Annotated in this window: 22 protein-coding genes; 5 read left to right on the top strand and 17 right to left on the bottom strand. The window is 69.3% G+C overall.

The genetic code is table 11. The annotated features are described in order from the left end of the window. Positions 1–67 precede the first annotated feature (67 nt). The 5 genes from ACFV9T_RS16740 to ACFV9T_RS16760 all read right to left on the bottom strand — a co-directional run bounded on the left by ACFV9T_RS16740 (position 68) and on the right by ACFV9T_RS16760 (position 4,438). Complete coding sequence (locus tag ACFV9T_RS16740; RefSeq protein ID WP_385440752.1) at positions 68–1,408, bottom strand: dicarboxylate/amino acid:cation symporter; 1,341 nt, start codon at positions 1,406–1,408, stop codon at positions 68–70. A 349-nt stretch (positions 1,409–1,757) separates the two neighbouring features. Continuing rightward, on the bottom strand, positions 1,758–2,156 hold the full coding sequence (locus tag ACFV9T_RS16745; RefSeq protein WP_385440754.1) for a DUF4229 domain-containing protein: 399 nt from the start codon (positions 2,154–2,156) through the stop codon (positions 1,758–1,760). A gap of 43 nt (positions 2,157–2,199) precedes the next feature. After that, positions 2,200–2,724 (bottom strand): GNAT family N-acetyltransferase, encoded by a 525-nt coding sequence (locus ACFV9T_RS16750; protein WP_385440756.1) that lies wholly within the window; start codon positions 2,722–2,724, stop codon positions 2,200–2,202. A gap of 7 nt (positions 2,725–2,731) precedes the next feature. Beyond that, complete coding sequence (mqnE, locus tag ACFV9T_RS16755; protein ID WP_385440759.1) at positions 2,732–3,913, bottom strand: aminofutalosine synthase MqnE; 1,182 nt, start codon at positions 3,911–3,913, stop codon at positions 2,732–2,734. A gap of 63 nt (positions 3,914–3,976) precedes the next feature. Then, positions 3,977–4,438 (bottom strand): Lrp/AsnC family transcriptional regulator, encoded by a 462-nt coding sequence (locus tag ACFV9T_RS16760; protein ID WP_385440762.1) that lies wholly within the window; start codon positions 4,436–4,438, stop codon positions 3,977–3,979. 126 nt (positions 4,439–4,564) lie between these two features. On the opposite strand from ACFV9T_RS16760, the gene ACFV9T_RS16765 reads away from it, so the two are divergent. Beyond that, complete coding sequence (locus ACFV9T_RS16765) at positions 4,565–4,732, top strand: hypothetical protein (protein WP_385440764.1); 168 nt, start codon at positions 4,565–4,567, stop codon at positions 4,730–4,732. Positions 4,733–4,740: 8 nt separating this feature from the next. Here ACFV9T_RS16765 and ACFV9T_RS16770 read toward each other — a convergent pair whose 3' ends face one another. The 3 genes from ACFV9T_RS16770 to ACFV9T_RS16780 form a co-directional block, all read right to left on the bottom strand. Then, positions 4,741–5,415: a UbiX family flavin prenyltransferase gene (locus ACFV9T_RS16770; RefSeq protein WP_385440766.1), complete on the bottom strand. Its 675-nt coding sequence runs from the start codon at positions 5,413–5,415 to the stop codon at positions 4,741–4,743. 62 nt (positions 5,416–5,477) lie between these two features. After that, entirely contained in the window at positions 5,478–6,380 is a 903-nt protein-coding gene (mqnP, locus tag ACFV9T_RS16775; protein WP_385440768.1) for a menaquinone biosynthesis prenyltransferase MqnP, read from the bottom strand. A gap of 79 nt (positions 6,381–6,459) precedes the next feature. Further along, positions 6,460–7,911 carry a menaquinone biosynthesis decarboxylase gene (locus tag ACFV9T_RS16780; RefSeq protein ID WP_385440771.1) on the bottom strand — a complete coding sequence of 484 codons (1,452 nt, stop codon included), beginning with the start codon at positions 7,909–7,911 and terminating at the stop codon, positions 6,460–6,462. A gap of 90 nt (positions 7,912–8,001) precedes the next feature. Between ACFV9T_RS16780 and ACFV9T_RS16785 the strand changes: the two genes are divergently transcribed. Further along, positions 8,002–8,403 carry a PLD nuclease N-terminal domain-containing protein gene (locus ACFV9T_RS16785; RefSeq protein WP_385440773.1) on the top strand — a complete coding sequence of 134 codons (402 nt, stop codon included), beginning with the start codon at positions 8,002–8,004 and terminating at the stop codon, positions 8,401–8,403. Positions 8,404–8,445: 42 nt separating this feature from the next. Here the strand turns inward: ACFV9T_RS16785 and ccsB are convergent, their stop codons facing one another. The 7 genes from ccsB to hemL all read right to left on the bottom strand — a co-directional run bounded on the left by ccsB (position 8,446) and on the right by hemL (position 16,146). Continuing rightward, positions 8,446–9,540, bottom strand: coding sequence for a c-type cytochrome biogenesis protein CcsB (gene ccsB / locus ACFV9T_RS16790; protein WP_385440775.1), 1,095 nt, complete (start codon positions 9,538–9,540; stop codon positions 8,446–8,448). After that, on the bottom strand, positions 9,537–11,330 hold the full coding sequence (locus tag ACFV9T_RS16795) for a cytochrome c biogenesis protein ResB (RefSeq protein ID WP_385440778.1): 1,794 nt from the start codon (positions 11,328–11,330) through the stop codon (positions 9,537–9,539). The genes ccsB and ACFV9T_RS16795 overlap by 4 nt, the downstream gene beginning before the upstream one ends. A gap of 3 nt (positions 11,331–11,333) precedes the next feature. After that, entirely contained in the window at positions 11,334–12,095 is a 762-nt protein-coding gene (locus ACFV9T_RS16800; protein WP_385440780.1) for a cytochrome c biogenesis CcdA family protein, read from the bottom strand. Between the two features lie 6 nt (positions 12,096–12,101). After that, positions 12,102–12,719, bottom strand: a complete 618-nt coding sequence (locus ACFV9T_RS16805; protein WP_385440783.1) for a TlpA family protein disulfide reductase — start codon at positions 12,717–12,719, stop codon at positions 12,102–12,104. 66 nt (positions 12,720–12,785) lie between these two features. Next, the gene (locus tag ACFV9T_RS16810) at positions 12,786–13,970 is read right to left on the bottom strand and encodes a hypothetical protein (RefSeq protein WP_385440786.1); all 1,185 of its coding nucleotides are present in this window, start codon (positions 13,968–13,970) and stop codon (positions 12,786–12,788) included. 164 nt (positions 13,971–14,134) lie between these two features. Next, positions 14,135–14,821 carry a histidine phosphatase family protein gene (locus tag ACFV9T_RS16815; RefSeq protein ID WP_385440788.1) on the bottom strand — a complete coding sequence of 229 codons (687 nt, stop codon included), beginning with the start codon at positions 14,819–14,821 and terminating at the stop codon, positions 14,135–14,137. 8 nt (positions 14,822–14,829) lie between these two features. Next, complete coding sequence (gene hemL / locus ACFV9T_RS16820) at positions 14,830–16,146, bottom strand: glutamate-1-semialdehyde 2,1-aminomutase (RefSeq protein WP_385440791.1); 1,317 nt, start codon at positions 16,144–16,146, stop codon at positions 14,830–14,832. 138 nt (positions 16,147–16,284) lie between these two features. Between hemL and ACFV9T_RS16825 the strand changes: the two genes are divergently transcribed. Both ACFV9T_RS16825 and ACFV9T_RS16830 read left to right on the top strand, forming a co-directional pair. After that, entirely contained in the window at positions 16,285–16,833 is a 549-nt protein-coding gene (locus tag ACFV9T_RS16825) for a hypothetical protein (RefSeq protein WP_358628016.1), read from the top strand. Between the two features lie 25 nt (positions 16,834–16,858). Continuing rightward, positions 16,859–17,191: a YnfA family protein gene (locus ACFV9T_RS16830; RefSeq protein WP_385440793.1), complete on the top strand. Its 333-nt coding sequence runs from the start codon at positions 16,859–16,861 to the stop codon at positions 17,189–17,191. Here ACFV9T_RS16830 and ACFV9T_RS16835 read toward each other — a convergent pair. Further along, the gene (locus tag ACFV9T_RS16835; protein WP_385440795.1) at positions 17,181–18,803 is read right to left on the bottom strand and encodes a hypothetical protein; all 1,623 of its coding nucleotides are present in this window, start codon (positions 18,801–18,803) and stop codon (positions 17,181–17,183) included. The two genes, ACFV9T_RS16830 and ACFV9T_RS16835, sit on opposite strands and share 11 nt — an antisense overlap. 208 nt (positions 18,804–19,011) lie before the next feature. Here ACFV9T_RS16835 and ACFV9T_RS16840 point away from each other — a divergent pair, with 208 nt between their 5' ends. Then, a complete protein-coding gene (locus ACFV9T_RS16840; RefSeq protein ID WP_385440797.1) occupies positions 19,012–19,767 on the top strand; it encodes an SDR family oxidoreductase in 756 nt (251 codons plus the stop codon). 55 nt (positions 19,768–19,822) lie between these two features. Here the strand turns inward: ACFV9T_RS16840 and ACFV9T_RS16845 are convergent, their stop codons facing one another. Beyond that, complete coding sequence (locus ACFV9T_RS16845) at positions 19,823–21,016, bottom strand: RtcB family protein (protein WP_385440800.1); 1,194 nt, start codon at positions 21,014–21,016, stop codon at positions 19,823–19,825. Between the last annotated feature and the right edge of the window lie 112 nt (positions 21,017–21,128).

Genomic DNA, 21,128 nt, shown 5'->3' on the forward strand with positions numbered 1-21,128 from the left:
GAGCCTCATTGAGACTCCGGGGGCACAGGCGTACCGGTCTGCAGTGGCGGCGCGCCGCCACCGAGGGCTACACGGTGGCCAGTTGACGCTCCGGCTCGGTGGCCGCCGCCTCGTCGCGGTCGTCGTCCAGGGGCGACGAGGTGGCGTGGGCGTAGGCGTCGTGGTCGAGGATCTTCTCGCGGGCCGAGACCAGGACCGGGACCAGGGCCTGTCCGGCGACGTTCGTGGCCGTCCGCATCATGTCCAGGACCGGGTCGATGGCCATCAGCAGGCCGACGCCCTCCAGGGGGAGGCCGAGGGTGGAGAGGGTCAGGGTGAGCATGACCGTCGCGCCCGTGAGACCGGCCGTGGCGGCGGAGCCGATGACCGAGACGAAGGCGATCAGCAGGTAGTCACCGATGCCGAGGTGCACGCCGAAGATCTCGGCGATGAAGATCGCGGCGAGCGCCGGGTAGATGGAGGCGCAGCCGTCCATCTTGGTGGTCGAGCCGAAGGGCACCGCGAAGGACGCGTACTCCTTGGGCACGCCCAGGCGTTCGGTGACCCGCTGGGTGACCGGCATGGTGCCGACCGAGGAGCGGGAGACGAAGGCCAGCTGGATCGCGGGCCAGGCGCCCTTGAAGAAGCTCAGCGGGTTGACCTTGGCGACGGTCGCCAGCAGCAGCGGGTAGACGCCGAACATCACCAGCGCGCAGCCGATGTAGACGTCGGCGGTGAAGGTCGCGTACTTGCCGATGAGGTCCCAGCCGTACTCGGCGATGGCCGAGCCGATGAGCCCCACGGTGCCCAGCGGGGCCAGCCGGATGACCCACCACAGGGCCTTCTGCAGCAGCTCCAGCACCGACTGGCTCAGGGTGAGGATCGGCTGCGCCTTCTCGCCGAGCTGCAGGGCGGCGACGCCCGCGACGGCGGCCAGGAAGACGATCTGCAGCACCTGCAGCTCGGTGAACGGCGTGATGACGTCCGTCGGCACGATGCCGGTGAGGAAGTCCAGCCAGGACCCGGCGTGGTCCGGCTTGGAGCCGTCCTTGGCGGTCAGGCCGGTACCCGCGCCCGGGTTGGTGAGCAGGCCGATGGCCAGACCGATGGCGACCGCGATGAGCGAGGTGGCCATGAACCACAGCAGGGTGCGGGTGGCCAGCCGGGCGGCGTTGCTGACGTTCCGCAGGTTCGTGATCGATATCAGGATCGCGAAGAAGACCAGCGGGGCGACGGCGAGCTTCAGCAGCTGGACGAAGGTCGAGCCGACCTTGTCGAGCGTGGTGACCAGCCAGCCGACGTCGCCGCTGCGGGCGACCCAGCCGAGCACCACACCGAGGACGAGACCCAGCAGGATCTGCGCCCAGAACGGCACCTTGGGCAGGCGGAAGGACGACGTCCTCTCGGACGTCTCGGGGAGGGACGACAACGGACACACTCCGGGGGAGGTAAGAGGGCGAGAAAGAGCCAGGAGTCCGTACGGGATCTCCGGCCGCTGTACGAGAGAAGGTCAGCGGCGTCGACAGGCCGCGGACCGACAGCGGCAAAGATCGATGTGCAGGCGCGCCACGAGCGGAACGCTCGCTGCGATACGGGGCGCGGCTGCTGTCTTCATGACAAGTACATTAACACCGCGTCTTTGGGGAACCCAAAGAAAATCTTTGACCTTTCGGACCCGCCCCGGGCCGGTACGGGTGGCCGGAAACAGCTCAACGCCCCCTGTGCCAGCGACTGCTGGCCCAAGGGGCGTCGGAAACGTGTGTGAGGTGTGAGGAGGCTTACACGCCGTCCTGCGCGGGCTTCTGCGCACCGCTCTGCGCCGCGCCGCTCTGCGCGCCGCTCTGCGCGCTGTCCTCCTGGCTCTGGCTGGCCGCCAGCCGCTCCTTGGCCCGGTCCACGCGGTCGGCGACCTGCGCCGCCATCGCCTCGCGCTGCTTGCGCAGCAGGATGAAGCTGAGCGGAGCGGAGACGATCAGCGCGAGCAGCACGACCCAGAACAGGTTGGAGGCGCCGAGGCCCGCGGGGACCACGCCGAAGTAGACCAGGGCCCACATGACCAGAAAGCAGCCGACGAAGATCCCCAGGCGCATGCTGGTGTAGCGGAACGTGGCGCTCGGCTTGAGGGACACGGCGGGGTCCTCTTTCTCCTGGAAGTTCCTGCCCTCCCAGTGAATCACGCCCGGTTTCTGATCAATTCAGCGGCGGTCGGTTCCACGGAGATCAGTGCAGCGGTAGCCACATGGTGACGTCGTCGCGGTAGTCGTCGTCCGCGACCTTGATCGCCCCCGGCACCCGGCCGACCTCCTTGTAGCCGCACCCCGCGTAGAACCGGTCCACGCCGGTGCCGCCCCGGCAGGTGAGCCGTATCCCCCGGATGCCGTCCATCCCCCGCGCGGCGTCCTCCGCGGCGGCCATCAGCTCGCGGCCGTATCCCTTGCCCTGGTGGGAGGGGTGCACCATCACGGTGTAGAGCCAGCACCAGTGCCGCATCAGCCGGTGGGTGTTGAAGGTGAAGAAGGCGGTCGCGGCCGCCGCGCCGCTCTCGTCCCGGCCGACGAGCAGCCGGGTGCGCCCCTCCGTCATCGCGGCGAGGTGCTTGATCAGCTCGGGACGTACGTCCTCCGCGGTCACCGGCGGCACGAAGCCGACCGCGCCGCCCGCGTTCGAGACGTCGGCCCAGAGCGTACGGATGGAGTCCAGCAGCTCAGGGGTGGTCTCGGGGTCGAGGTCGAATCTCAGCGGCATGAGGCGGTCACACCCGCATCGGCTGCGGCGACTCGCGCCGGGCCGGGTCCGGGCCCTCGTACTCGCGGATCGTCTCGTACCGGGTGTTGCGCTCGATCGGCGTGAAGCCCGCGTCCCGGATCAGGTCGAGCAGATCGTCACGGGTCAGCTTGTTCGGCGTGCCGTAGTTGTCCGCGTCGTGCGTGATCTTGTACTCGACGACCGAGCCGTCCATGTCGTCCGCGCCGTGGTTGAGGGCGAGCTGCGCGGTCTGCACCCCGTGCATCACCCAGAAGACCTTGACGTGCGGGACGTTGTCGAACAGCAGCCGGGAGACCGCGAAGGTCTTCAGCGCCTCCGCGCCGGTCGCCATGGAGGTGCGCGCCTGCAGCCGGTTGCGGACCTTGCCGTCCCGCATGTCCACGAAGTCGTGCTGGTAGCGCAGCGGGATGAAGACCTGGAAACCGCCGGTCTCGTCCTGCAGCTCACGCAGCCGCAGCACGTGGTCCACCCGGTGCCGGGGCTCCTCGATGTGCCCGTACAGCATGGTGCACGGGGTCTTGAGGCCCTTCTCGTGCGCCAGCCGGTGGATGCGCGACCAGTCCTCCCAGTGGGTGTCGTGGTCGACGATGTGCTGCCGGACCTCCCAGTCGAAGATCTCCGCGCCGCCACCGGTCAGCGACTCCAGACCGGCGTCGATCAGCTCGTCCAGGATCTCGGACGCGGACATGCCGGAGATCTTCTCGAAGTGGTGGATCTCGGTGGCGGTGAAGGCCTTCAGCGACACCTCGGCGGGCAGCGCCTCCTTGAGCGCCTTCAGCGACCGCGGGTAGTAGCGCCACGGCAGGGTGGGGTGCAGCCCGTTGACGATGTGCAGCTCGGTGAGCTTGTCGTTCTCCATCGCCTTGGCGAGCCGGACGGCCTCCTCGATGCGCATCGTGTAGGCGTCCTTCTCCCCCGGCTTGCGCTGGAAGGAGCAGTAGGCGCAGGACGCGGTGCACACGTTCGTCATGTTGAGGTGACGGTTGACGTTGAAGTGGACGACGTCGCCGTTCTTGCGGGTGCGCACCTCATGGGCGAGCCCGCCCAGCCAGGCCAGGTCGTCGGACTCGTACAGGGCGAGACCGTCCTCACGGGTGAGCCGCTCGCCCGCGAGAACCTTCTGCTCCAACTCCCGCTTGAAACCCACATCGTGTGTCGCTGCGCTCATGCGACGGCCGCCTCCCATGCGTCTGGCCCTACGTCGTCGTGCCGGTGTCGGCCTTCGCCGAGACTACGCCTCGACGTCCTCGGGAAGTTCCCCGACCCGGTTCTCCCACTTCGTGGAGAGCACGATCGTGCTGCGCGTCCGGGCCACGCCCTTGGTCAGGGACAGTCTGCGGACGGTGCGCTCCAGACCGTCCACGTTCGAGGCGCGCACCTTGAGCATGTACGAGTCGTCGCCCGCGATGAACCAGCAGTCCTCGATCTCGGCGAGGTCGCGCAGCCGCTGCGCCACGTCCTCGTGGTCGGCGGCGTCGGAGAGCTGGAGGCCGATGAGGGCGGTGACTCCGAGGCCCAGGGAGGCCGCGTCCACGGTCGCGCGATAGCCGGTGATCACACCGGCCGCCTCCAGGCGGTTGATCCGGTCCGTCACGCTCGGCCCGGAGAGGCCGACGAGCCTGCCCAGCTCCGCGTACGAGGCCCTGCCGTTCTCCCGCAGGGCCTGGATGAGCTGCCTGTCCACCGCGTCCATATGCCGTGCGCCTTCCATTATTCAGGGTTAGAGCGACTTTACATGTAGAATCTAAGGCATCAGGACCACAAGTCCTGTAAATCATCTAGGCGTTCGGCCTGTTACCTCAGGAGATGAGAACTCACCGTGTACACGATCGAAGGTCTCGAAGCCCGCATGCTGGAGCTGCGGGAACTGGCCAGCCGCTCGCGTGCCGTGGTCCGCAACCCCGACCGTCCCGTGTCCCGCACGGCCCGCCGCGCGGCCGTCGTCGCGGCGCGCGCCGCCCGCGCCAGGAAGCGCTGGACGCGCTAGCCACTCCCCTAGCCGGTCTCCGGTCCCCGGTCTCCACCGAGCTCCCCCTCCCACCGGCGGTACAGCTTGTGCGGCACCCCCGCCGCGTCCAGCGCCCGCCCCGCGACGAAGTCCACCAGATCCTGGATGTGCGTCGCGCCCGCGTAGAACGCCGGCGAGGCAGGCAGCACCACGGCGCCCGCCTCGTCCAGCGTCACCAGATGCCGCAGCGTCTGCCCGTTCAGCGGGGTCTCCCGCACCGCCACCACGAGCCTGCGCCGCTCCTTGAGCGTCACGCTCGCGGCCCGCTGCAGCAGATCCTTCGAGAGCCCCAGCGCGACCCCCGCCACACACGCGGTGCTCGCGGGGACGATCAGCATCCCCTTGGCCTCGTAGCTGCCCGAGGACGGCCCGGCGGCCAGGTCCCCGGCCGCCCAGTGGCGGACGTCCGCCGAGTCCACGGGGACGTCGAAGGCGTCGGGCGTACCGTCCGCGCCGCGCGCCAGCCAGCGCCGCAGATCCTCCCGCCAGTGCGCGTCCCGGAATCCGATCCCCGTCTCATCGAGCAGCGTCAGCCGCGAGGCCCGGCTGATCACCAGGTCCACGGCCTCCCCCGCGTACAGCAGCGCGCGTAGAACCGAGGCGGCGTACGGCGTCCCGGACGCGCCGGACACACCGACCACCCAGGGCCGGCGTCTGCTCACTTCTTCGTGCGGCCTGTTCGGCCCGGGCGGCGGCTCCACACACCGAGCCTATCCGGCGGGTCTCACGGGCCGAGGCCCCGCACCACCAGGTCGAGCAGAGCGCAGCAGAACAGGGCGATTCCGATGAAGCCGTTCACCGTGAAGAAGGCGCGGTTCAGGCGGGAGAGATCGTCCGGGCGCACGATCGTGTGCTCGTACGCGAACGCCGCCGCCACGATCACCAGACCCAGCCAGAAGAAGGCACCGGCGCCGGTGGCCAGCGCGTACCAGACCAGCAGCAGCGTGGTGAGCACATGGCAGGCGCGCGCCCCGTGGAGCGCCCCCGCGATGCCGAAACGCGCCGGTACGGACCGCACCCCGTGCTCCCGGTCGGCGGCCACGTCCTGGCAGGCGTAGATCAGGTCGAACCCGCCGATCCAGATGCCGATCGCGAGGCCCAGGATCACCGCGTCCCACGACCACTCCCCGGTGACCCCGATCCAGGCCCCGATCGGGCCCATGGCCTGGGCCAGGCCCAGGATGGCGTGCGGGAAGTCGGTGAACCGCTTGCCGTACGGATAGACCACCATCGGGACGACGGCGACCGGCGCCAGCGCCAGGCAGAGCGGATTGAGCAGCGCGGCGGCGCCCAGGAAGACGACGAGCGCGACCAGCGCCCCGGTCCAGGCGGTGCGCACCGAGACCGCGCCGGTGACCAGCTCGCGGGAGGCGGTCCGGGGGTTCCGCGCGTCGATCTCGCGGTCGATGATCCGGTTGGCGGCCATCGCGAAGGTACGCAGGCCCACCATGGCGACGGTGATCAGCAGCAGCTCGATCCAGTGGACGCGCTCGTCCCGCAGCAGCATCGCGGTCAGCGCGGCGGTGTACGCGAAGGGCAGCGCGAAGACGGAGTGCTCGATCATCACCAGGCGCAGAAAGGCCCTGGTGCGGCCGGGCTGAGGGACGGCGGCAGCGGCAGAACTCACAGCCCGTACTCCGGTTCACCTCCGCGGTGGCGGAGAAAGCCCGCCTCCGCGCTGCTGTATCCCAGCATGACATCGGACCTCACAGCCCGTACTCCTTCCAGCGTCGGGTCACCCGATCGGAGATCTCCGGATCGGACTCGACCATGTGCGGCCAGCCGCCGTCGCGGGTGTAGCCCTCCTCGGGCCACTTGGCGGTGGCGTCGATGCCCGCCTTGCCGCCCCAGAACTGCTGGTACGAGGCGTGGTCCAGATGGTCGACGGGGCCCTCGACCACGCTCAGATCGCGGGCGTAGTCGGTGTTCCCCAAAGCGCGCCAGGACACCTCGTGCAGATCGTGTACGTCGCAGTCGGCGTCGACCACGACGATCAGCTTGGTCAGCGACATCATGTGGGCACCCCAGATGGCGTGCATGACCTTCTGCGCGTGCTTGGGGTACTTCTTGTCGATCGAGACGATCGCGCAGTTGTGGAAGCCGCCCGACTCGGGGAGGTGGTAGTCCACGATGTCCGGGATGATGATCTTGAGGAGCGGGAGGAAGAACCGCTCGGTCGCCCGCCCCAGCGGCCCGTCCTCGGTCGGCGGACGGCCCACCACGATCGACTGGAGCAGCGGGCGGGAGCGCATCGTCACACAGTCGATGGTCAGCGCCGGGAACGGCTCCTGGGGCGTGTAGAAGCCCGTGTGGTCGCCGAACGGGCCCTCCGGCAGCATCTCCCCGGGCTCCAGCCAGCCCTCGATGACGACCTCGGCGGCGGCCGGGACCTGGAGCGGCACGGTCTTGCAGTCGACCATCTCGATCCGACGGCCCTGTACGAACCCCGCGAACAGGTACTCGTCGATGTCACCGGGGAGCGGCGCGGTCGACGCGTACGTCACGGCGGGCGGCGCGCCGAAGGCGATCGCGACCGGCAGCTTCTCGCCGCGCCGGGCCGCGACTTGGTAGTGGTTGCGGCTGTCCTTGTGGATCTGCCAGTGCATGCCGATGGTGCGGCGGTCATGGCGCTGGAGGCGGTAGAGACCGAGGTTGCGCACCCCGGTCTCGGGGTGCTTGGTGTGGGTGAGGCCGAGGTTGAAGAACGAGCCGCCGTCCTCGGGCCAGGTGAACAGCGCCGGGAGCGCGTCGAGATCGACGTCGTCACCGGTCAGCACCACCTCCTGGACCGGTGCCTCCTTCACCTTCCTCGGCGGTACGTGCGCCATGGAGCCGAGCTTGCCGAACGCCTCGCGCAGCCCGACGAAGCCCTGCGGCAGCTCGGGTTTGAGCAGTCCGCCGATCTTCTCGCTGATCTCGTCGTACGAGCGCAGCCCCAGGGCCTTGAGGAGCCGGCGGTCCGTGCCGAAGACGTTCATGGCCAGCGGCATCGCCGCGCCCTTGACGTTCTCGAAGAGCAGCGCGGGACCGCCCGCCTTGTTGACGCGGTCGACGATCTCGCCGATCTCCAGATACGGATCGACTTCGGCCTTGACGCGCTTGAGGTCGCCTTCCCTGTCGAGCGCCCGCAGAAAGGAACGAAGATCGTCATAAGCCATGCGTCCCAGTATCCGGTACGCACTACCCTGGTCCCGTAACTGGGGGCCGCCTGGCCGGTCCCCGAACACCACACGCAGGGGGATCGCCTCATGCTCCGGGTGCTGATGATTCTGGTGCCGCTGGCACTCAGCATCTACGCGTTCATCGACTGCATCACCACCGAAGAGCGGGACGTCCGCTACATCCCCAAGCCACTGTGGGCGATCCTCGTCCTGCTGTTCCCGGTGGTGGGATCGATCTCCTGGCTGCTGGTGGGCCGCAAGCGGGCCGCGGCGACCGAGGTCCGGCGCCGCGAGTGGGTCGCCCCGGACGACAACCCCGAGTTCCTGAAGTCGCTGGGCGAGCGGGGTCGGCGCGATGAGCAGCCCGAGCCGGATGAGCGGCCTGAGCAGCGCGAGCGGCCGGAGCAGCGCGAGCGGCCTGAGGACGGCGACGAGCTGGGCCGCAAGGCCGAGGGCCCGGACGACACACCGCCGCCCGCGGCGTCCTGACTTCCGACGGCGCGGGCGGCGGGGGTGGTGTGAACCGGCGGGTCAGACTCCGGCGTAGGAGTGCTTGCCGGTGACGAAGATGTTCACGCCGTAGTAGTTGAACAGGTAGCAGGCGAAGGCGATCAGCGCGAGGTACGCGGCCTTGCGGCCCTTCCACCCGGCGGTGGCCCGGGCGTGCAGGTAGCAGGCGTAGGCGACCCAGGTGATGAAGGACCAGACCTCCTTGGGGTCCCAGCCCCAGTAGCGGCCCCAGGCCGCCTCGGCCCAGATCGCGCCCGCGATGATCGTGAAGGTCCACAGCGGGAAGACCGTGGCGTTGATGCGGTACGCGAACTTGTCCAGCGACGCCGCCGACGGCACCCGCGCCAGCACGGACTTGACGCCCGGGCGGTACTGCTTGCGCTCGGGGTCTTCGAGCTGCGCCTCGTAGCGGTCGCGGAAGAGGTAGAGCAGCGTGGAGACGGCCCCCATGTACAGCGAGGCGCCGGAGATGATCGCGCAGCTGACGTGGATCCACAGCCAGTAGGAGTGCAGGGCGGGAACCAACTGGTCGCTGTCGGTGTACAAGACAGAGACAGCGAGTCCGAGGTCGAGGAGGATCGTGGTGACCAGGGGCAGACCGATCCAGCCGACGTTCTTCCGCAGCGCGAGCAGCACGAGGTATGTGGCGACCGCGACCATGCCGAAGGTCGTGGAGAACTCGTACATGTTGCCCCAGGGCGCCCGCTCCACGGACAGCGCGCGGGTGAGGACACCACCGGCATGAGTGAGGAACGCCAGTACGGTGAGGCCCACCGCGATCCGGCCGTAGACGTCGCCCTGCTCGCTGCCGCCCGCGGCGCCCGGCCCGTCCGGGACGTCGCGGCTGCCCGGGGCGGACCGGGTGATGACCTTCGGGCGCTCCAGGACGGCGGTGCCGCCGCCCTTCTCGGCGGTCTGGACCGTCACCGAGGCGCGGTCGGCGGCCGCGGTCTCGGGGGTGATCGCGGCGGCGGTGCGGCCCACGGCGCTGCGGCTGCCGAAGACCCACTCGGCGATATGGGCGAGGAAGGCGAGGGTGTAGACCGCCATCGCCGTGTAGATCAGCACATTGCTGTAGTGGGCGAGAGTTTCGTTGGCTGCGGCCGCGAGGTTCACGCGCGCGCTCCTTCTGCGGGATCTGCGGGATCTGCGGGATCTGCGGGTTCTGCAGGCTCTGCGGTGTCTCCGGATTCCGGTTCTGCCGCGGGGGGCGCGTCCGTCTGGAGCCGGACGGCCAGATCGGCCAGCTCTTCGGGGAGCTTGGCGTATTCACTGCGGCCGAGTCCGGCCATCTCCACGACGGTCGCGCCGTCGGCCCCCCGCACCGCGCGGACCCAGACCCGGCGGCGCTGGATGAACAGCGAGCCGACCAGGCCCACCAGGGCCGCCACGGCGCCCAGCAGGGCGGTCTGGTCACCCGGCTTGTGCGAGATCTGGAAGCTGGCCCAGCTCTTGACGCCGTCGAAGGTGAGGGTGCCCTCGCCGTTCGGCAGCTTCATGGTGTCGCCCGGTGCCAGCGCCCGGGCGAACTTGGTCTTCCCGTCCGGCTCCAGGTACTGCTTCATCCGCGACTTGTCGAGCTGGTACACGCTCTGCGGCGTACCGCCGTCGATGCCGAGGCTGCCGTGGTAGGCCGTCAGCACCAGTGCCGGATTGTCCAGCGCCGGGAACTGGGAGAACATGCCCTTGCTGCGCACCCAGGTCGGCAGGAACTGCCCCTGGTACGCGACCTGGTCGCGCTTGCCGTTCTTGTCGCGGTAGTCACCGAGCTTGATCACCATGCTCTCGGTGAGGTTGGCCCCGTCGATCGGCAGCCCGACCACCGGCCCCTGGTGCACCACCTCGCCCTGCCCGTCCCGGACCGTGACGACCGGCGAGTAGCCGTGGTTCAGCAGGAAGACCTTGTAATTCTGGATCTCCAGCGGCTCGTTGACCTTGATCGAGGACTTGCGGGCCTTCCCGTCGACGCCGTCCCAGTAGGTGACATCGGCGCGGAAGGTGCGCGGCGTGCGCATCTGGGGTCCGCTGCGCTCGTACGTCGCGTTGAAGCGGTCCAGCTGGAAGCTGAACGGTGCCAGGTCCTCGCTCTGGAACAGCTGCCCCGTCTTGATGTCGTCGTACTGGGTCAGACTGTTGGAGAAGCCGCCGCCCTCGGTGATCAGGCTGCTGCCCTCGGTCTTCCACAGCTGGCCCGCGGCGAAGGAGACCAGCAGCACGATCAGCGCGGTGTGGAACAGGAGATTGCCGACCTCGCGCAGGTAGCCCTTCTCGGCGGCGACCGCGTTCCCCGTGAGCTGGCTGCGGAAGCGCCTCCGCTTCATGATCCGCTGCGCCGCCTCCAGCACCTTCTCCGGCTCGGCGTCGCTGCGCCAGGTGGTGTAGGCGGGAAGCCGGGTGAGCTTGCGCGGGGCGCCCGGCGGGCGGCTGCGCAGCTGGCCCACGAACTGCCAGGTGCGCGGCACGATGCAGCCGATGAGCGAGATGAACAGCAGGATGTAGATCGCCGAGAACCACACCGAGCTGTAGACGTGGAACAGCTGGAGCTTCTCGTAGATCGGGGTGACCGTCGGGTGCTTGTCCTTGAAGTCCTGCACCTTGAGCTGGTCGATGCTGGTCTGCGGGATCAGCGAGCCCGGGATCGCGCCCAGGGAGAGCAGGAAGAGCAGCAGCAGCGCGACCCGCATCGAGGTCAGCTGACGCCAGAACCACCTGGCCCAGCCGAGCGGCCCCAGCGAGGGGACGTTGATCTCCTCGGCGGGGGCGGTGGACAGCTGCGACCCCGCGGCGCCCAGCTCGCGGTCCTCGGCGCCCTTGCCGCGGTCGGCCGACGTGTCAGCCGCTTTGTCGGCCGCCTCGGCCGCCTCGGCCGCCTTCTCGGCCGCGGAGTCGGTATCGGTGGTGGACATGGATCAGATCCCAACGTTGAAGCTCTGAGCCCAGCTCTGCGTATCGCTCATGATGCTGTCCCAGACACCTGTGAGCAGCAGCACCCCCAGGGCGATGAGCAGACCGCCACCGGTCCGCATCACCCACACGTAGTGCTGTTTGACCCAAGCGAAGGCGCCCAGCGCGCGCCGGTAGGCCACCGCGACGGCGACGAACGGCAGCCCGAGCCCGACGCAGTACGCGACGGTCAGCAGAGCGCCGCGACCCGCGCTCCCCTCATTGAACGCCAGCGCCTGGACGGCGGTGAGGGTGGGCCCCAGGCACGGCGTCCAGCCGACGCCGAACAGGGCGCCCAGCACCGGCGCCCCCGCCAGCCCCATGGTGGGGGTGATGTGGAAGCGGAACTCCCGCTGTCCGAAGCCCTTCAGCAGCCCCATGAAGGCCAGGCCCATCAGGATCGTGACGGCCCCGAGGATCTTGGAGAGGGTCTCCTTGTGCTCCTGGAGCGTCCAGCCGAAGTGGCCGAACAGCGCGCCGCCGGAGACGAAGACGGCGGTGAAGCCGAGCACGAAGAGCGAGGCGCCCGCGACCATCCGGCCGCGTCTGGCCTCCGCCAGATCCGTACCGGTGATCCCGGTGACGTACGACATGTAGCCCGGTACCAGGGGCAGCACACAGGGAGAGAAGAAGGAGACCAGTCCACCGAGAACGGCGATCGGCAGCGCGAGCAGCAGCGCCCCGGTCATCACCGTCTCATTCGCACCGGTGGCGGCGAGCGTAGTCACAAGAGGTCACTTCTCCGCGATGAGCGGGTCGACCATCTCGCGCATCTTTTCCTCACTGAGCGGAGTGAGCGCGCGGGCCGCGATCTTGCCTTCCCGGTCCAGGACGATGGTCGACGGGATGGCCTGCGGGTTGAGGCTTCCCTTGGGGAAGCGCAGCATCAGCTTGCCGATCGGGTCGTACAGGCTGGGGTAGTCGACCTTGAACGCCTTCTCGAACCTGAGCGCGGGGGCTCGGTTGCTGTCGCGGGTGTTGATCCCGATGAACTGGACGCCCTTGGCCTTGGTGTCCGTGGCGACCTTGGCGAGGTTCGGGGCCTCGGCCCGGCAGGGCGCGCACCAGGATCCCCAGACGTTCAGGACGACGATCTTGCCCTTGTAGTCGGCCACATCGAGCGGCTTGCCCTCAAGGGTCTTGCCGGACAGCTCGGGAGCCTCCTGGCGGTCCCCCTTGGCCACGGTGTCGATGCCGCCCTTGCCCTGCACGAACTTGGTATCGGCCGATCCGCCCGAGGCGCCGCCGCTACCGCAGGCGGAAAGGGACAGCGCGGCAACCGCGGCCCCGGTGGCCAGCACGGTTGCGCGACGGAGGGTCGCGAGGCGCCGAGGGGCGCGGCAGGCACTCATGTGAAAAGTTTCGCATGGCCCATTTGCCGATCTTCGCCACCCCCCTCGACCCCCGGGGGAGGGCGGTCAGCGGCCGTTCGCGCTCCACGCCTCGCCCACGCCGAACCCCTGAAGATCGGCGAGCACCGCCGGGTCCTGCGCGTCCATCCAGTCCGTGAGCTGCTTGAAGGACACCAGCCGCACGTCCTTCCGCTTCTCGTCGGCCATGTGCTTGAGCGCTTCCTCGACGGCGTCCATATAGATCCCGCCGTTCCACTTCTCGAAGTGGTTGCCGATGAAGAACGGGGCGCGATTGGTCTCGTACGCACGCTGGAAACCGGCGATGTACGCGTCGGTGGCCTGCTTGCGCCAGCCCGGGTAGTTGGAGGGCGGCGCGTTCGTGGAATTCTGCGACTGGTTGGCCAGGATGTTGTAATCCATCGACAGCACTTCAAAGGAATGCCCGGGGAAGGGCATTTGCTGCAGCGGATAGTCCCACAGCCCCAGCTTCTTCGACGGCCATACCTGACGCCCGCCGGGCGAACTGGCGTCATAGCGCCAGCCGAGCTTACGGGCGGTCGGCAGCAGATTCTGCTGTCCGAGCAGGCACGGGGTGCGCCCGCCGATCAGCTCCTCGCGGTAATCGAAGGGCAGCGGCTCGACGTCCGCGAATCCGGTGTTCGTGCGCCACTGCGTCACGAACGACACCGCCTGCTCGATCTCCGACTCCCACTGGGCGGACGTCCAGTTGGCGCCGCTGCCGCGCCCGGAGCAGAAGTGGCCGTTGAAGTGGGTGCCTATCTCATGCCCCTCCAACCAGGCACGACGCACGTTCTTCAGGGTCGCCTTGATGTGGTCGTCGGTGAGGTAGCCGATGTCGGAGGCGCCCACCGGGTTGTTCGGCGGCTTGTAGAGCGACTTCTTCGACTCCGGCAGGCAGTAAAGGCCGGAGAGGAAGAACGTCATGGTCGCGCCGTGATCCTCGGCGAGCTTCAGGAAACGCGGGAAGAGGCCGTTGCCGACCTCTCCCGCGCCGTCCCAGGAGAACACCACGAACTGCGGCGGCTTCTGCCCCCGCTCAAGACGCTCCGGCTTGGGATCCTTCGGCCGGCCCACCCCACGGGAAGTTGAACCATCACCGATCGGCTTCGCCTGCGCCGTCCTCTTCGGGGCCGCCTTATCCGACCCCGACGATGAACAGCCGACAGCGGTCAGTGACGCGACCGCCCCCATACCAAGGCCGAGGATCCCCCTCCGGCTGACCTCACGCATAGCGTCCTCAATTCGCACTCGCCGTACTGGTTGTCCGGGCCACGGACGACCTTTGAGATGGCGAGACGAATAGCGGGGTTCCGAACGGACGCGGCCAATTACCGTTCCGGAACATTACCCCGGGAACGATTACCCCATGCGATGAGCCGCCTACAGCGCGCTGATTACGCGCCGACCCCCTTGGAGGCCCCCTTCACCTTCTTGGCGCCCGCGAGGAGATGGGCGGGGACGAGATCACGGGCCGGTTCGCTGTAGCCGATCGACACGATCTTGTCGCCGCGGTAGGTGAAGGAGGTGAGGCTGGCCAGGGTGCACTGCCGCTTGCGCGGGTCGTGCCACAGCCGCCGCCGCTCCGCGAAGCTGCGCACGATCCAGATCGGCAGCTGATGGCTGACGCAGACCGCCTCATGCCCGCGGGCCGCGTCGCGCGCCGCACCCAGCGCCCCCATCATCCGCACCACCTGGTCGATGTACGGCTCGCCCCAGGAGGGACGGAAGGGGTTGGTGAGATGACGCCAGTTGGCCGGCCTGCGCAGCGCGCCGTCGCCCACCCCGAAGGTCTTCCCCTGGAAGGCGTTCGCCGCCTCGATCAGCCGCTCGTCCACGGCCACGTCCAGACCGTGCGCCTTACCGATCGGCGCGGCCGTCTCCTGGGCCCGCTCCAGCGGGGAGGCGACCACATGGGTGATGTCGCGCTCAGCGAGGTGCTCGGCGACCCGGTCGGCCATGCGGCGGCCCAGCTCGGAGAGGTGGTACCCGGGCAGGCGCCCGTACAGCACGCCCTCCGGGTTCTCCACCTCGCCGTGGCGCATCACGTGGACGACGGTGATGTCGTTCTCGCTCGTTGTCATGTCACCCATCATTCAGTGGCCTCGGCGGCGGCCCGCGCCGCCCCCGGCAGAGCCTCGGCCACCCGCTCCAGCGCCCGCTCGTCATGGGTCGTCGAGACGAACCACGACTCGAAGGCGGACGGCGGCAGATAGACGCCCTGGGACAGCATCGAGTGGAAGAAGGGGGTGAAGCGGAACGCCTGCTGCGCCTTCGCCTTGGCGTAGTCCGTGACGTCCTCGTCGGTGAAGAAGACGGAGAACATGTTGCCCGCGGTCTGCAGCCGGTGGGCCACGCCCGCCTTGTCCAGCGCCTCGGTCACCAGCGCCCGCAGCCGCGCGGAGGCCGCGTCGACCTTTTCGTACGCCGCGTCGTCCAGCAGCCGCAGCTGGGCCACACCGGCGGCCGTCGCGATCGGGTTCCCGGAGAGCGTGCCCGCCTGGTAGACCGGCCCGGCCGGGGCGAGCTGCGCCATGACGTCGGCGCGGCCGCCGAAGGCCGCGGCCGGGAAGCCGCCGCCCATGACCTTTCCGAAGGTCATCAGATCGGGTACGACTCCGTCGAGCCCGAACCAGCCCGCCTTGGAGACCCGGAAGCCGGTCATGACCTCGTCGGAGATGTAGAGCGCGCCGTTGTCGGCGCACAGCTCCTTCAGGCCCGCGTTGAATCCCGGCAGCGGCGGCACCACGCCCATGTTGCCGGGCGACGCCTCGGTGATCACGCAGGCGATCTCGCCCGGGTGCGCGGCGAACGCCGCCCGCACCGCGTCCAGGTCGTTGTACGGGAGCACGACGGTCTCCCCCGCCTGCGCGCCCGTCACCCCGGGGGTGTCCGGCAGCCCGAAGGTCGCCACCCCGGACCCGGCCGCGGCCAGCAGGGCGTCCACATGGCCGTGGTAACAGCCCGCGAACTTGATCACCTTGGGGCGGCCGGTGAAGCCACGGGCCAGCCGGATCGCCGACATCGTCGCCTCGGTGCCGGACGACACCAGGCGCACCTGCTCGACGGGGCCGATCCGGGCCACGATCTCCTCGGCGAGTTCGACCTCGCCCTCGCCCGGCGTGCCGAACGACGTACCACGTGCGACGGCGGCCTGCACGGCCGAGATGACCTCGGGGTGCGAATGGCCGAGGATCATCGGTCCCCACGAACACACGAGGTCGACGTACTCGCGACCATCGGCGTCGGTGAGGTACGGACCGTCACCGGACACCATAAAGCGGGGCGTACCTCCGACGGCGCGGAAAGCCCGGACCGGAGAGTTCACGCCGCCGGGCGTCACGACGGCCGCGCGATCGAAAAGCGTCTGCGAAACTGGGGCTGCGTACGGATAGCTCACGCAAGCCATGTTGTCAGAGGGTGACGGAGTCCTGCCGTCGGGAGTTTCATAACGCCGACTCGGGGGAGGTCTCAGTCATATTGATCAGTTTGATCAGTCGCAATGATCGGGTTGCGCGGCGGCGGCCGCGAGTGGTCGGGTGGAGATATGCATCGCAGTGGCGAACTGGGTGAGGGGACTGACGATCGAGGCCCCGAGCGTCCCCGCCCCGGACGCCATCGGCGAGAAGACGCGGGCAGGGCAAGCAGGAGCGGGGGCCGCATGGGGGTGACCTACAAGTACTTCGGCGCGCCCGACGGGGCCACCGCTGCCCGGGTCCCCATCTCCATGCGCCCCGAGGAGCTGGGCGGTGACGAGCTGGGCCACGGCATGTTCACCAAGATCAAGCCGGAGACGGTGGCCGCGATGGTCCTCACCGGCATCGAGGGCGTCCCCCTGCACAAGGTGCCCCCGCTCGAACTCGTCGTCCTGCACCCGGACTACGCCGTCGTCAAGCTGCCGATGACCGCCGTCGACCCGCTGCGCGGCGTCGGCGAAGAGGCGGTGGGCGCGGCCGCGTTCATCTGGTCGACGGTCCCGGACCGCGGCGGCCCGCGCGACGCCTTCCTGGTCTACCAACTGCTGCACGAGTGGCAGGACTTCAGCCACCGGCTGCACGAGGCGGGCCATCAGCCGTACTGCCTGGTCTGGCCCTAGCCCTTCAGAATCCTGGCCTTCCCCCATGCTCATCGCACGCTCCGTCATCCTGTTCGTCCTGGCCGCCCTCCTGGAAATCGGAGGCGCCTGGCTGGTCTGGCAGGGTGTGCGCGAGCACAGGGGATGGGCCTGGATCGGCGCCGGGATCGTGGCTCTCGGCGCCTACGGTTTCGTGGCCACGCTCCAGCCGGACGCGAACTTCGGCCGCATCCTCGCGGCGTACGGCGGCGTCTTCGTCGCCGGTTCACTCGCCTGGGGCATGGTCGCGGACGGCTACCGGCCCGACCGTTTCGATGTGATCGGTGCGCTGATCTGCCTGGCCGGTGTCGTCGTGATCATGTACGTGCCTAGAAGGTGAGCGGGCGGCCGTGGTGAGCGTGGTCGCCGTTGTCCTGCTTCTTGGTTGAGTCGAGGACGCAGCCGGTCTCCGGGTCGATCAGCACCCGGGTGATGGAGTGGTCGCACTCGACGTCCACGGCCCACACCTGGTGTGCTTCGCCGTTCTTGTGCTCCGGGTCCTTCTGCTTGTGGTGCGGGTCCTGCTGCTTGTGGTCGCCGCGGTGCTTGTCCTGCTTGTCCGCGTGGTGCGGCTTCTCGGCACGCTGCTTGTCGTTGTGGTGCGGGTCCCGGTGCTGGTCCTTGCGGTGGCCGTCCTTGCGGGGGTCGGCCTTGCGGGGGTCGGCCTTGCGCGGGTCGCCCTTGTGGTGGTTCTTGTGCCGCGGGTCGTCCTCGGGGCAGTCATCCACCAGCTCGGCGCTGACGGCCTTGCCGCCGACCTCGCACTCGGCGATCTCCACGGCCCGCTGGAGCGTCACCGGTCCCTCAGCGCTCTGCGCGTCGGCGACCGGAGCCTCGTGCTTCTGGTGGGCGTGGGGGTCCTGGGCCGCGTGGTCGTCCTTGCGGACGTGGTCGTCCTTGTGGTCGTCCTTGCGGGCGTCCTTGTGGTCGCCGTGGGCGGCCGGGGCGCCGTAACGGTCCTGCGGCTGCGGCATGGCGTCGGCGACCTGCGGAGCCGCCTGGGGCTGCGGGGCGGCCTGCGGCTGCGGAGCCGCTTGGGGCTGCGGGGCGGCCTGCGGCTGCGGAGCGGCCTGCGGCTGCGGAGCGGCCTGCGGCTGCGGAGCCGCTTGGGGCTGCGGAGCCGCTTGGGGCTGCGGGGCGGCCTGCGGCTGCGGAGCCGCCTCGGGCTGGGCCTGGGCCGACTCGCCGTACTGGGCCATGCCGCGCTGCTGGTAGCCGTGCCCCTGCGGGGCGTGGTTCTCGCGGTGCGGGCGCTGCGGACGCTCCGGGCGCTGCGGACGGCTGTTCTGGCGCTCGGCGGTGGCCTGGCCATTGGCGGCCGCTTGGCCGTTGGCGGCCTGACCGTTCCCGTGCCAGCCGTTGCCGGACTGACCGTTCGCCGCCTGGCCGTTGGCGGCCTGGCCGTTGGCGGACTGCTCGTTCGCGGCCCCGTTGGCGTGGTGGCCGTTGCCGTGCCAACCGTTGGAGGACTGGCCGTTGGCGGACTGCTCGTTGGCGTGGTGACCGTTCTCGTGACGACCGTTGTCGTGACGACCGTCCTCGTGACGACCGTCCTCGTGACGACCGTCCTCGTGACGACCGTTGTCGTGGTGGCCGTTCTCCTCGTGGCCGTTCCCGTGGCGACCGTCCTCGTGACGGCCGTCCTCGTGACGACCGTTCTCCTCGTGGCCGTTCTCGCGCTTGCCGTTGGCGTGGTGCCCGTTCTCGTGCTGCTTGTGGTTGTTGTCGGCGTGCTGATGGCCATCCCCATGGCTGCGGTCCCCGTGCCGCTCCTGGTCCTGGGGGCATGCGGAGGCCGACGACGGGTGGGAGCCCACCGCGCTGCCCGCAGCCCACGCGACCGACGGAGCGCCCGCCACCAGCGCCGCCGCCGCGAGGGCGCCCGCGGAGGCGACCCCCCAACGGCGGAAGGACCGACGGGACCGGTGCAGCGTTCTGTTCTGATGGGTCATGACCTGAATTCACTCCTTGGGCGTGGGACGTCCGAGACCGGCGGCGCGCCGGACGCAGTGCACCCTTCCCCGGGGCCATGAGCGGATAGCGGTTTCCGATCTTCAGTCCCCCGATCGGCCGCAGATCAGAAGGTCATATCCTGCGTATGGATCACGGTGCGCTTTCCGTACCGGATCACGCGCATGCCACGTCGCCACAGGAGGGCCGATGACCACCCGTACCGCAGTCATCACCGGTGCCAGCAGTGGGATCGGGGCGGCGACCGCTCGCAGGCTCGCCGCCGCCGGATTCCGCGTCGTCCTCGCCGCCCGCCGCAAGGAGCGGATCGAGGCGCTGGCCGCGGAGCTGACGGAGGCGGGGCACGAGGCCCTGCCGTACGTCCTGGACGTCACCGACCGGGACGCCGTCACCGCCTTCGCCGAACAGATCGACCGCTGTGACGTACTGGTCAACAACGCGGGCGGGGCCATCGGCGCCGAGACCGTCGCGGCCTCCGACCCGGCCGACTGGCGGGCGATGTACGAGGTCAACGTCATGGGCGTGCTCCATGTGACGCAGGCCCTGCTGCCCGCCCTCACCGCCTCCGGCGACGGCACGATCGTGGTGCTGTCCTCCACGGCGGGCCACATCCAGTACGAGGGCGGCGGTGGCTACGTGGCCGCCAAGCACGGCGCGCACGCGATCGCGGGCACGCTGCGGCTGGAGCTGTGCGGCGAGCCGGTGCGGGTGATCGAGATCGCGCCGGGCATGGTCATGACGGACGAGTTCGCGGTGAACCGGTTCCGCGGGGACGAGGGCAAGGCCGCCGCCGTCTACGACGGTGTCGCCGAGCCGCTGACCGCCGACGACGTCGCCGACACCGTCGCCTGGACGGTCACCCGGCCCTCCCACGTCAACGTCGACCTGATGGTGATCCGCCCCCGCGCCCAGGCCGCCCAGCACAAGGTCCACCGGGAGCGCTGAGGCCGCGGAGGCGGTACGCCGAACAGGACCGCCGCTCACCGACGGCCCCGCGCGTTCACCCCTTCACACACACGACCTGCTTGAGCCGGGCCACCACCTCGACGAGGTCCCGCTGCTGCTCGATGACCTTCTCGATCGGCTTGTACGCACCCGGGATCTCGTCCACGACGCCGGAGTCCTTACGGCACTCCACACCCCGCGTCTGCGCCTCCAGGTCCTGCGTCGAGAAACGCTTCTTCGCCTGGTTCCGGCTCATCTTCCGCCCGGCGCCGTGCGAGGCCGAGTTGAAGGACGACTCGTTCCCCAGGCCCCGGACGATGTACGAACCGGTGCCCATCGAACCGGGGATGATCCCGTAGTCCCCACGGCCCGCGCGGATGGCGCCCTTACGGGTCACCAGCAGGTCCATGTCCTCGTACCGCTCCTCGGCCACGTAGTTGTGGTGGCACGAGATGACCGGCTCGAAGACCGGCCGGGCCTTCGCGAACTCCTTGCGCACGACGTCCTGGAAGAGCGACATCATGATCGCGCGGTTGTACTTGGCGTACTCCTGCGCCCAGAACAGATCGTGCCGGTAGGCGGCCATCTGCGGGGTGTCCGCGATGAAGACGGCCAAGTCGCGGTCGATCAGACCCTGGTTGTGCGGCAGCCCGCGGGCCTGGCCGATGTGGTACTCGGCCAGCTCCTTGCCGATGTTCCGGGAGCCGGAGTGCAGCATCAGCCACACCGATCCCTCGTCATCGAGACAGAATTCGATGAAGTGATTGCCCGATCCGAGCGACCCCATCTGCTTCGCGGCCCGCTCCTGGCGGAACTTGACCGCCTCGGCCACTCCCCCGAACCGGCTCCAGAAGTCGTCCCATCCGGCGGTCCCGAACCCGTGCAGCCGCCCCGGGTCGACCGGGTCGTCGTGCATCCCCCGGCCCACCGGGATCGCCTGCTCGATCTTGGACCGCAGCCGCGACAGATCGCCCGGCAGGTCGTCCGCGGTGAGCGACGACTTGACCGCCGACATCCCGCAGCCGATGTCCACGCCGACCGCCGCCGGACACACGGCCCCGTGCATCGCGATCACCGAACCGACGGTGGCGCCCTTTCCGTAGTGCACGTCCGGCATCACGGCCAGGCCCTTGATCCACGGCAGGGTGGCCACGTTCCGCAGCTGCTGCATGGCCACGCCCTCGACCGTCGCGGGGTCCGCCCACATACGGATCGGGACGTTCGCCCCGGGCACCTCGACATACGACATGTTTTACTCATTCCCCCGTGAAAGCCGGAAAACGCAAAAGCCGGGCCCAAGGCCCATTCGCGACAGCCGACCGGCAGACGCGGCGGCCCGTGCGGTACACATTGTCTGCAGC

The organism is Streptomyces sp. NPDC059850 (assembly GCF_042731515.1).
Classification (GTDB): domain Bacteria; phylum Actinomycetota; class Actinomycetes; order Streptomycetales; family Streptomycetaceae; genus Streptomyces.

What these genes read in the sequence shown, in the direction of transcription:
- ACFV9T_RS16815 (WP_385440788.1), bottom strand. Translation starts at nt 14,821, where the DNA reads ATGACAACGAGCGAGAACGACATCACCGTCGTCCACGTGATGCGCCAC.
- ACFV9T_RS16810 (WP_385440786.1), bottom strand. Translation starts at nt 13,970, where the DNA reads ATGCGTGAGGTCAGCCGGAGGGGGATCCTCGGCCTTGGTATGGGGGCG.
- ACFV9T_RS16795 (WP_385440778.1), bottom strand. Translation starts at nt 11,330, where the DNA reads ATGTCCACCACCGATACCGACTCCGCGGCCGAGAAGGCGGCCGAGGCG.
- ACFV9T_RS16835 (WP_385440795.1), bottom strand. Translation starts at nt 18,803, where the DNA reads ATGACCCATCAGAACAGAACGCTGCACCGGTCCCGTCGGTCCTTCCGC.
- ACFV9T_RS16805 (WP_385440783.1), bottom strand. Translation starts at nt 12,719, where the DNA reads ATGAGTGCCTGCCGCGCCCCTCGGCGCCTCGCGACCCTCCGTCGCGCA.
- ACFV9T_RS16830 (WP_385440793.1), top strand. Translation starts at nt 16,859, where the DNA reads ATGCTCATCGCACGCTCCGTCATCCTGTTCGTCCTGGCCGCCCTCCTG.
- hemL (WP_385440791.1), bottom strand. Translation starts at nt 16,146, where the DNA reads ATGGCTTGCGTGAGCTATCCGTACGCAGCCCCAGTTTCGCAGACGCTT.
- ACFV9T_RS16845 (WP_385440800.1), bottom strand. Translation starts at nt 21,016, where the DNA reads ATGTCGTATGTCGAGGTGCCCGGGGCGAACGTCCCGATCCGTATGTGG.
- ACFV9T_RS16785 (WP_385440773.1), top strand. Translation starts at nt 8,002, where the DNA reads ATGCTCCGGGTGCTGATGATTCTGGTGCCGCTGGCACTCAGCATCTAC.
- ACFV9T_RS16840 (WP_385440797.1), top strand. Translation starts at nt 19,012, where the DNA reads ATGACCACCCGTACCGCAGTCATCACCGGTGCCAGCAGTGGGATCGGG.
- ACFV9T_RS16780 (WP_385440771.1), bottom strand. Translation starts at nt 7,911, where the DNA reads ATGGCTTATGACGATCTTCGTTCCTTTCTGCGGGCGCTCGACAGGGAA.
- mqnE (WP_385440759.1), bottom strand. Translation starts at nt 3,913, where the DNA reads ATGAGCGCAGCGACACACGATGTGGGTTTCAAGCGGGAGTTGGAGCAG.
- ACFV9T_RS16825 (WP_358628016.1), top strand. Translation starts at nt 16,285, where the DNA reads ATGCATCGCAGTGGCGAACTGGGTGAGGGGACTGACGATCGAGGCCCC.
- ACFV9T_RS16750 (WP_385440756.1), bottom strand. Translation starts at nt 2,724, where the DNA reads ATGCCGCTGAGATTCGACCTCGACCCCGAGACCACCCCTGAGCTGCTG.
- ACFV9T_RS16760 (WP_385440762.1), bottom strand. Translation starts at nt 4,438, where the DNA reads ATGGACGCGGTGGACAGGCAGCTCATCCAGGCCCTGCGGGAGAACGGC.